Consider the following 11,155-nt stretch of genomic DNA (forward strand, 5'->3'; position numbering starts at 1 on the left):
CCGATCCAGATCACCGGCCAGCACCTCACGCAACGACCAGTCCACCAACGGGGCCAGCGCCGCCTCACACTCCGCCATCCGCTCACCGAACACCGCCAAGCCGTCCCACAACTCAAGCCCCATCCCCGCCCACTGCGCCCCCTGCCCCGGAAACACCAACACCGGGCTTTGTGACAAGTCAGCGACGCCGGTGACGGCATGAGTGGAGAGGTGTTCGAGGGCGTTGACCAGATCAGCGTGCTCGTCGGCGACGATCACCGCGCGGTGCGACAGCCGCGTGCGTGTGGAGGCCAACGACAGTGCTACTTCGGCCGGTTGGGCATCGGGCCTGTCTGTCAGGAAGTCCCGGAGTCGCTTCGCCTGCGCCTGCAAAGCCTCCGCCGAGCCGCCCGACACCACGAACGGCAGCATCCGGTGTCCGTTCCGGGAAGGCGCCGCTTCTTCCGCCGGCAGGCCGGTGTCGGGCGCCTGCTCCACGATGACGTGGGCGTTGGTGCCGCTGATCCCGAACGACGACACACCCGCCCGACGCGGACGCTCCCCCGCCTCCCACGGCCGCGACTCGGTCAGCAGCGACACCGCACCCGACGACCAGTCCACATGCGGCGACGGCTCATCCACATGCAACGTCCGCGGCAACGTCCCCTGCCGCATCGCCATCACCATCTTGATCACACCCGCCACACCCGCCGCCGCCTGCGAGTGGCCGATGTTGGACTTCACAGAGCCCAGCCACAGCGGACCGTGCTCCCCGCGGTCCCGCCCGTACGTGGCCAACAGTGCCTGGGCCTCGATCGGATCGCCGAGGGTTGTACCCGTCCCGTGAGCCTCGACCGCGTCCACCTCGGACGGGCTCAGACGGGCGTCGGCCAGCGCCGCGCGAACGACTGCTTCCTGGGACGGACCGTTGGGTGCGGTGAGGCCGTTGGAGGCGCCGTCCTGGTTGACGGCCGATCCCCGTACCACGGCCAGCACCCGGTGTCCCTTGGCGAGCGCGTCCGACAACCGCTCCAGAAGGATGACGCCCACGCCCTCCGCCCATGCCGTGCCGTCGGCGGCGGCCGCGAAGGGTTTGCAGCGTCCGTCGGCGGCCAGTGCCCGCTGGCGGCTGAACTCGACGAACTCGATGGGGATGGGCATGACGGTGACCCCGCCCGCGAGGGCCAGCGAGCACTCGCCGCTGCGCAGCGACCTCACCGCCAGGTGCAGCGCGACCAGGGACGAGGAGCAGGCGGTGTCGACGGTGACGGCCGGTCCCTCCAGGCCGAAGGAGTAGGCGACCCGTCCCGAGAGCACACTGCCGATGTTGCCGGTGAGCGAATACCCTTCCGTGTCCTCGCGAGCCTGCTGCATGCCGGCCAGGTAGCCGAAGTAGCCGGCGCCGACGAACACGCCCGTGGAGCTTCCTCGTAGGGACTCGGTGGGCATTCCAGCGCGTTCGAACAGTTCCCAGGACGTCTCGAGGATCTGGCGCTGCTGTGGGTCCATGGCAAGCGCCTCGCGCGGCGAAATGCCGAACAGTCCGGCGTCGAACCGGTCGGCGTCGTGCAGGAATCCGCCCTCGCGGGTGTACGACGTCCCGGACCGGTCGGGGTCGGGGTCGTAGAGACCGGTCAGGTCCCAGCCGCGGTTGGTGGGGAACCCGGTGATGGCGTCACGGCCGTTCTCGACGACGCTCCACAGATCCTCCGGGGAGGACACTCCGCCGGGATAGCGGCAGGCCATGCCCACGATGGCGATGGGTTCCCGTGTCCCCTCCTCCGCGTCGCGCAATCGGCGCCGGGTGTCGTGGAGTTCCGCGGCGACCTTCTTGAGGTAGTCGACCAGTTTGTCGTCGCCGTTGCTCATGAGACGCCCAGCTCCTTCTCGACGAAGTCCAGGACCTCTTCGGCCGAAGCCTCCTGCAGCTTGTCGGCCACGCGGCCGTCGCCGTTCGGATCTACTGCCTCGCGCCACCTGCGCAGCAGCCGCTCGAGACGCACCGTGACCTGCTCCCGCTCGCCGGGGTCGTCGGGGATCAGCGCGAAGGCCTGCTCGAAGCGGTCGAGTTGCTCGGTCAGAGCGCGTTCGGCGGGCTCCGCCGTGATGAGTTCGGCGCGCAGATGGCTCGCCAGCCGCTCGGGGGTCGGGTGGTCGAAGATCAGTGTCGCCGGGAGCCTGGAACCGGCGGCCCGGCTCAGGCGGTTGCGCAGTTCGACGGCGGCCAGCGAGTCGAAGCCGAGGGCCTTGAAGGTGACCTTGCCGTCCACCGTGTCGGGGGTGGGGTGGCCGAGGACGGTGGCGGTGTGTGTTCGGACCAGGTCCAGCAGGGCACGGTCGCGGTCGGCCTCGCTGAGCGCCGCGAGTCGTTCGCCCAGGGACGCGGTCGCACCGCCGTCTCCGTTGCCGCCGACGGCGGCGCGGGCCATCACCCGCGCTCCGTCGCCACCGGCGAGGCCTTGTAGCACCACGGGGAGCGCACCTTGGGCGGCCTGGTCTCGCAGAGCCTGCCGGTCGAACGCCGCCGGCACCATCACGGCGCCGCCGGTGCCCAGCGCTCGGTCCATGAGTTCCAAGGCCCGGTCGCTGTCCAGGGCGAGGACGCCGAACCTCCTCAGCCGTCCCTCGTCCACCGCGGACAGCCCCGAGGTCATCCCGCTTTCCTGAGCCCACTGTCCCCACGCCAGGGATACGGCCGGCAGGCCCTCGGACTGCCGCCAGGTCGCCAGGGCGTCCACGTAGGCGTTGGCGGCCGCGTAGTTGCCCTGCCCGGGACTGCCCAGCACACCCGCGACCGAGGAGAAGAGCACGAACGCGGTCAGGTCGAGGTCACGGGTGAGCTCGTGCAGGTTCCAGGCCGCCTCCACCTTCGGCCGCAGAACGGCCCGCAACCGCTCCGGAGTCAGAGCACTCACCACACCGTCATCGAGCACACCCGCCGCATGCACCACCCCACGCAACGGACGCTCAGCCGGAATCGCCGCCAGCACCGCGGCGAGTTCCCGCCGGTCGGCGGCATCACACCGCACAACCCGCACCACAGCGCCCAACTCGCCCAACTCATCGCGGAGTTCGGCCGCTCCCGGGGCGTCCATCCCACGGCGGCTGCACAGCACCAGCGACCGCGCCCCATGGGCCCGCACCAGATGCCGGGCCACCAGACCACCCAACGTGCCGGTACCGCCCGTGATCAGCACCGTCCCGTCCCCGCCCCAGCACGGCCGGGGCACGGTCAGCACCAGCTTCCCCACATGCCGGGCCTGACTCATGAACCGCAAGGCCTCCTCGGCCCGACGGATGTCCCAGGTGTCGACGGGGAGCGGGGAGAAGGTGCCGTCCTCCAGGAGTTCCACGATCCGACGCAGCATGGGGCCCAGGTGATCGGGGCCGGGGTCCAGTACGTCGAAGGCTTGGTAGTGGATGCCCGGGAACGCCTCCGCGTCCCGCACATCCGTCTTCCCCATCTCGACGAACCGGCCACCCTCCACCACCAACGACGCCGACGCCTCCACGAACTCCCCCGCCAACGAGTTCAACACCACATCAACCCGCGGGAACCGCTCCACAAAACCCAGCGAACGCGACGAGGCAATATGAGCGTCATCCAGCCCCAACGACCGAAGCACACCCCACTTGCCCTCACTCGCCGTACCGAACACCTCCGCCCCCACCCACCGCGCCACCTGCACCGCCGCCTGCCCCACCCCACCACTGGCCGCATGCACCAACACCCGCTGACCAGCCCGCAAACCCCCCAACACCACCAACCCGTACCAAGCCGTCAAAAACGCAACCGGCACCGACGCCGCCCGCACAAACGACCACCCCACAGGAACACCGACCACCAACCGCCCATCCACCACCACCACATCACCGAACGCACCCGACACCAGACCCATCACACGATCACCCACACCCAGACCCGACACACCAGGCCCCACCTCGACCACCACACCCGCCGCCTCGCTGCCGAGCTGGGCGCGGCCGGGGTACATGCCGAGGGCGATCAGCACATCGCGGAAGTTCAGGCCGCCGGCGTGGACCTCGACCCGCACCTCACCCGGTCCGAGGGGGCGAACGGCGTCGTCGGAGGGGGTGAGGGCGAGGCCTTGGAGGGTGCCCCCGCCGGTGCTGTGCAGCCGCCAGCCCGACTCGCCCGGCAGTGCGAGGGTGCTGTGGGGGCGGGTCAGGCGGGGTGCGTGCAGGACGCCGTCGCGGACGGCGGTCTGAGGTGCGGCGGTTTCGATCGCCGCGGTGAGGGACGGGCTGTCGATGTGGTCGAGGTCGATGAGTGCGATCCGTCCGGGGTTCTCGGTCTGCGCCGAGCGCAGCAGTCCCCAGACGGGGGCCCAGTCCGGGCGTGCCGGAGTCTCGTCCGGGCCGGTGGTGACGGCCATGCGGGTCACGACGACGAGGCGGGAGTTCTCGCTGCGCGGGTCGGCCAGCCACTCCTGGACCGTGCGCAGCACCGCGGTGAGCCGGGACAGGGCGGACGCGGGCGAGTCCTCGTCGTCGGGTGGAGCGACGCAGGGCAGGACGACGGCCTCGGGGAAGGCGTCGTCGTGCGTCTGCCGCAGTTCGTCCCAGTCGCCGACCGTGCGGAACGCCTCGTGCAGGTCGGGGCCGAGGTCGGTGCCCACGACGACGGGCAGTGACGGGGTCGATGTGTGTGCCGGTTCGAAGGGCACCCAGTCCAGTCGGAACTGCGCCTCGTCGTCTGCCGGTTGCCCGGCCGCCGTCCGCAGTGCGGCGAGCATTTCAGGTGTGAGGGCCTTCAGTTGGAGCTCTTCGATGTCGATCAGGGCTGCGCCGAGGGAATCGGCCGCGGTGAGCGACACCGTCGAGGGGCCGGTACGGGTCAGTCGCACGCGCAACGCCGTGGCGCCGACCGCGTGGAGGGTGACGCCGGTCCAGCCGAAGGGCAGCAGCGTCCCCTCGCCGTCGTCCAGTGCGACGAGCCGGCTGATCTGGAGTGCGCCGTCCAGTGCGGCGGGGTGCAAGCCGAATCGGGCGGCTGTGGTGTGCTGCGTGTCGGGGAGTTCGATCTCGGCGAGGAGTTCGTCCCCGCACCGCCAGGCGGCGCGCACGGTGCGGAACGTGGGTCCGTATCCGTAGCCGGCGTCCGCGGTGCCGTCGTAGAACGCCGCGATGTCGACGGGTTCGGCGTCCGTGGGCGGCCACGCGGTCAGGCCCGGGTCCCGGTCCGAGGGCACGGCCGGGGCGATCTCGCCGGTGGCGTGCTGGGTCCAGGGCTGGTCCGTGGGCGCGCGATCGGGACGCGAGTGGACGGTCAGGGGGCGCCTGCCGCTCTCGTCGGGTTCGCCGACCCATACCTGGAAGGTGACGGCGGTCGTGTCGTCCAGGATCAGGGGCGAGGTCAGTGTCAGGTCGGTGAGGCGGTCGCAGCCCACCTCGTGGGCGGCGCGCAGGGCGGTCTCGACGAAGGCCGTGCCGGGCAGCAGGACCGTTGCGCCCACTGTGTGGTCGGCGAGCCAGGGCAGGAGGGCGAGGGACAGCCTGCCTGTGAGGACGTACTCGTCGGCGTGGGCGACCTGTACGGCCGCGCCGAGCAGCGGGTGGTCGGCTGCGCGCAGCCCGGCCGCGTCGACGTCCCCGACGCCCGGCGCGCCCTCCAGCCAGTACCGCTGCCGCTGGAAGGCGTACGTCGGCAAGTCGGTGTGTCCGTGGGGGGTGGCGGGCAGGGCGGCGGCCCAGGTGACGGAGGTGCCCTGGGTCCACAGGCGGGCGAGCGCGGTGAGCAGGGCGCGGCTCTCCGTGCCGTCCGCGCGCGGTGCGGCGGTGGCCACCACGGCGGGATCGCCGGGCAGCGCGGCCAGGCAGTCGTCGACGAGCGGGGCGAGCACCGGGCGGGGGCCGAGTTCGAGGAAGGCGTCGACGCCCCGCTCCCGCAGTGCGGCGACGACGTCGGCGAAACGCACTGTTCGCCGGATGTGGTCGGCCCAGTAATCCGGGCCGGCCAGTTCTTCCTCGCCCAGAGGCGCTCCGGTGACATTCGAGATCACCGGTATGCTGGGGGTGTCGTAGGACAGCCCCGCGACGGCCCGCTTGAAGTCGTCGAGCATGGGTTCCATCAGCGGGGAGTGGAAGGCATGCGACACCTTGAGGCGGCGGGTCCTGCGTCCGAGGGGGGCGAAGTGGTCCGCGACGCGCGCCACTTCGTCGGCGGAGCCGGAGATCGTGACCGAGGTCGGGCCGTTGACCGCGGCCAGGCCGACGCTGCCGGTGTGCGGGGCGAGCAGGGGAAGGATCTCCTCCTCGGTGGCCTCCACGGAGACCATGGCGCCGCCGGGGGGCAGGGCCTGCATGAGCCGGCCGCGTGCCAGGACGAGCGTCACCGCGTCCGGCAGCGAGAACACTCCGGCCACATGGGCGGCCACGATCTCGCCGATGGAGTGGCCCGCGACGGCCTCGGGCCGCAGTCCGAAGGACTCGGCCAGCCGGTACATGGCGCGCTCTAAGGCGAACAGGGCGCACTGGGTGTACAGGGTCTGGTCGAGCAGGTCGTCCGGGGAGCCTTCGATGACCTGTGTGAGGGGCTGGTCCAGGTGGGCGTCGAAGGCCGCGCACGCCTCGTCGAAGGCCTCCGCGAAGACGGGGTGTGCCTCGTGGAGTTCGCGGCCCATGCCGACGCGTTGCGCTCCTTGGCCGCTGAAGAGCACCGCGAGCCTCGGTGCCGGCCCGTCCAGGGTGCCGGTCTCGACTCCGGTGGCCGCGCCTTCTTGGGCCAGCGCGGCCAGTCCGGCGACGGCTTCCGTGTGGTCGGCGGCGATGACGACGCCTCGGTGGTCGAAGGCCGTCCGAGCCGAGGCCGTCGCACGCGCCACGTCGGTGATGGGCTCGGCGGGCCGGTCCGTGAGCCACGTCCGCAGCCGTTCCGCCTGGTCGGCGAGGGCGTCGGCGGATTTGGCCGACAGGAGGAGGGGGAGTTCTCGGGCGGGCGGCGGTGCGTCCGCTTCCGTGGACGGAGTGGGGGTAGTGATGGTCGTCGGGGGTTCTTCCAGGACGACGTGGGCGTTGGTGCCGCTGATGCCGAAGGAGGAGACGGCCGCGCGGCGGGGCTCGCCCTGTCGCGGCCAGGGCCTGGCGTGGTCGAGCAGCGCGATCGCGCCGGACTCCCAGGCGACGTGGGGGGTCGGCTCGCCCAGGTGCAGTGTGGCGGGCAGTTCGTCGTGCCGCATCGCCATGACCATCTTGATCACGCCCGCGACGCCGGCGGCCGTCTGGGTGTGCCCGATGTTCGACTTGAGGGAGCCCAGCCACAGGGGGCGGTCGGTGGGCCGGTCGGCGCCGTAGGTCGCGAGCAGCGCCTGTGCCTCGATGGGGTCGCCGAGGGCGGTGCCCGTGCCGTGGCCCTCCACGGCGTCCACCTCGGCCGGCCGTAGGCCCGCGGCGGCCAGCGCGGCACGGATGACCCGCTGCTGCGAGGGGCCGTTGGGGGCGGTCAGTCCGTTGGAGGCGCCGTCCTGGTTGACGGCCGTACCGCGTACGACGCCGAGGACGGGGTGTCCGTTGCGCAGGGCGTCCGACAGTCGTTCCACCAGCAGCACACCGGCGCCCTCGGCCCAGGCGGTGCCGTCGGCGGCCGCCGCGAACGGCTTGCACCTCCCGTCCGGGGCCAGTCCGCGCTGGCGGCTGAACTCCACGAACACGTGTGGGGTGGCCATCACGGTCACTCCGCCCGCCAGCGCCATCGAGCACTCCCCGGCGCGCACCGCCTGCGCGGCCAGGTGCAGAGCGACCAGGGAGGACGAACACGCGGTGTCCACCGTGACGGCGGGGCCCTCGAAGCCGAAGGTGTAGGCGACGCGGCCGCAGACCACGCTGCCCTGGGTCCCGGTCACCGTGTAGCCCTCCACCTCGGCCGGGGTGTGGGTCAGGGCAGTGCCGTAGTCGTGATGCATGATCCCGGCGAACACGCCGACGCGTTCGCCGCGCAGCCCGGTCGGGTCGATCCCGGCCCGTTCGAGCACTTCCCAGGAGATCTCCAGCATCAGCCGCTGCTGGGGGTCCATCGCCAGCGCCTCACGCGGCGAGATGCCGAAGAACCCGGCGTCGAAGTCGGCGGCGTCGTACAGGAATCCGCCTTCCCTGGTGTACGAGGTCCCGGAGCGTTCGGGGTCGGGGTCGTACAGCCGTGCCAGGTCCCATCCGCGGTCTGCGGGGAACGTGCCGATGGCGTCGCCGCCGGTCGCGACGAGCCGCCACAGGTCCTCGGGGGAGGCGACGCCTCCGGGGTAGCGGCAGGCCATGGCCACGATGGCGATGGGCTCGTCCACCGGCGCGGCCACGACGGTACGGGGCTCGGCGGTCGCCGAAGCGGCGCCGCGCAGGTGGGTGTGCAGGAGTTGCACCAGGGAGTCCGGCGTCGGGTGGTCGTAGATCATCGTGGCGGGCAGGCGCAGTCCCGTCGCCGCGTTCAGCCGGTTGCGCAGTTCCAGCGCGGTCAGCGAGTCGAAGCCGATCTCCTTGAAGGCCAGCCCGCCGTCGATCGTCGCCGGGGAGGCGTGCCCCAGCACGGCCGCGACATGCGTACGCACCAGGTCGCGCAGCAGCTCGGACCGGTCGTCCTCGGCGAGCGCGGCCAGCCGCCGTGTCAACGACCGCGCGGACCCCGCCGCCGTACGCGGTCCGGTCCCGAGCCGGGTTCCGGCCAGGGCGCGCAGCAGGGGCGGTACGACGGTGTCGGCGGCCTTGCGGCGCAGCGCGCCCAGGTCCAGGCGTGCGGGCACGGCGAGCGCCTCGTCCAGGGCGAGGGCTGCGTCGAACAGGGCCCCGCCCGACTCGGTGGGCAGCGGCAGCAGGCCGGCCAGGGCCATGCGGGCCAGGTCGCGCTCTTCGACGCGTTCGCTCATGCCGCCGCCGGTCGGTGCCCACGTTCCCCAGGCGAGGGAGACGGCGGGAAGGCCTTCGGCGCGCCTGCGCTGGGCCAGGGCGTCGAGGAAGGTGTTGGCTGCCGCGTAGTTGGCCTGTCCTGGGCCTCCGAGGACACCCATCACCGAGGAGAACAGCACGAAAGCGGTGAGCCGGTGCTCGCGGGTCAGTTCGTGCAGGTGCAGGGCGGCGTCGAGTTTGGGGCGGAGCACGCGGTCGAGCCGTTCGGGGGTGAGCGACTCCACGATGCCGTCGTCGTTGACTCCGGCGGCGTGGACGACGGCCGTCGGGCTGTGCCGGTGCAGCACCGCGGCGAGCTGTCCACGGTCGGCGGCGTCACAGGCGACGACGGAGACCTCGGCGCCCAACGCGGCGAGTGCGTCGTGCAGTTCGCCGATGCCGGGCGCTGCCTCGCCTCGGGTCCCGGCGAGCACGAGTCGTCGTACGCCGTGGGTGGTCACGAGGTGACGGGCCATCAGACCGCCGAGTGCGCCGGTGCCTCCGGTGATCAGCACGGTGCTGTCCGGACCGAAGGGTGCCGCTTGCGGCGTCGGCTCGGTGAGCGTTGCGCGCACCAGCCTGGGCACCAGGGGTACGCCGTCGCGGACCGCGAGTTGTTCCTCTCCTGTCGCAGCCGCCGCGGTCAGGTGCGTAACGTCCCCGGCCGCGTCGAGGTCCACGAGGGTGAGGCGTCCGGGATGCTCCGACTGGGCCGACCGCACCAGTCCCCATACGGGTGCCAGGGTCAGGTCGGGCAGGGGGTCGTCGGGTCCGGTGACGACCGCGCCGCGTGTGGCGATGAGCAGCCGGGAGGTCTGGAGACGCCGGTCGGCCAGCGAGACGCGTACGGTCTCCAGCACGCGGTCCAGCGCGGTACGCGCGGCTGCCGCGATCTCGAGCCCTTCGGCCATGGGCCGCATGGGGAGCACCATCACGTCCGGGGGCTGCGTGCCCGCCTCGACGGAGGCGGCGAGACCGGCGATGTCGGTGTGCTGATCGGCGGCCAGGCCCTCGACCGGCTCGTCGCCGAGCACGGCCCAGGTGCCCGGCGCGGCGGCGTCGGACGGCTGCGTGGGCAGCGGCGTCCAGTCCAGGCGGTGGAGCATGTCCCGGACCGACGTACGGGCGGCGCCGAGTTGCGCGGCGGAGGCGGCCCGCCAGGTCAGCGCCTCCAGTGAGACGACCGGGCGGTTCTCGGCATCGGTGACGGTCAGCGCCGTCACGTCCGGTCCGGTGGCAAGCACCCTGACACGCAGGGGCCCGGCACCGGGGCCATGCAGCGTGAGGCCGCGCCACATCACCGGCAGGGGCGCCCCGTGCTCGCCGTGCCCCACCGGTCCCAGGAGCGCGCTCTGCAAGGCGGCGTCCAGCAGGGCGGGGTGGATCCCGTGCCCGTCGACGTCAAGGGCGGCCCCGGGGGGCGCCTGCACTTCGGCGCATATCTCACCGGGACGCCTCCACGCTGCGGTGAGCCCCTGGAAGGCCGGGCCATGCTCATAGCCGGACTCGGCGATGTCCTCGTAGAAGCCGTCCAGGTCGACCGGTTCCCCACCAGGCGGAGGCCAGGATTCCACCGCCGACTCCGGCTCCTGTGGGACGGGTTGGAGTTCCCCGGTCGCATGGCGGACCCAGGGAGCCGTGTCGTCGTCACGCGCGTGCACGGTGACCGGGCGCCGTCCGCGCTCGTCGGGGGCACCGGCCCAGACCTGGAGCTGGACGGTCCCCTCCTCGGGGATGACGAGCGGGGTCTCCAGGGTGAGTTCGCCGAGTGTGGCGCAGTCGACCTGCGCGCCGGCCCGCAGCGCGAAGTCGACGAACGCGGTGGCCGGCAGCAGGGTCGTCCCGAGCACCACATGATCGGCAAGCCAGGGGTGGGTGCGCAGGGAGACTTCCGTGTCGAGGACCACCTCGTCGGAATGCGCCAGGGTGAGGGTCGCGATGTCCGCCACCCGCTGCCCGTCCTCCAGCCAGTACCGGCTGCGCTGGAAGGGATACGTCGGCAGCTCCACGGTCGGGGCCGGAGGCAGCAGCGCACTCCAGTCCACGGACGCGCCGGAACTCCACAGTGTGCCCAAAGCGTTCAGCAAGGCATCGGGTTCGAGGTGGTCTTTACGCAGGGTCGGTACGGCTGTGACGTCATCACCGCAGGCCTCACGCACCAACGCGGTCAGCACACCCCCCGGACCCACCTCCAGGAAACGGCCCACCCCCAGCTCCCGCATCGCAGCGACCCCGTCAGCGAACCGCACCGGCCGCCGCACATGCTCCGCCCAGTACTCCGGCG

2 protein-coding genes are annotated in these 11,155 nt (G+C 72.1%); both read right to left on the reverse strand.

Going from position 1 to position 11,155, the window contains the following annotated elements; translation table 11 throughout:
* Positions 1–1,848: type I polyketide synthase (locus ACZ44S_RS38900; protein ID WP_466938188.1), on the reverse strand; the 1,848-nt coding region annotated here is incomplete at its 3' end.
* A complete protein-coding gene (locus ACZ44S_RS38905; RefSeq protein ID WP_466938191.1) occupies positions 1,845–11,093 on the reverse strand; it encodes an SDR family NAD(P)-dependent oxidoreductase in 9,249 nt (3,082 codons plus the stop codon). The genes ACZ44S_RS38900 and ACZ44S_RS38905, both read right to left, overlap by 4 nt.
* Positions 11,094–11,155 lie beyond the last annotated feature (62 nt).

This window comes from Streptomyces malachitofuscus (genome assembly GCF_055571035.1).

Coding starts and splice junctions, on each gene's coding strand:
- ACZ44S_RS38905 (WP_466938191.1), bottom strand. CDS start 11,093: ATGCGGGAGCTGGGGGTGGGCCGTTTCCTGGAGGTGGGTCCGGGGGGT.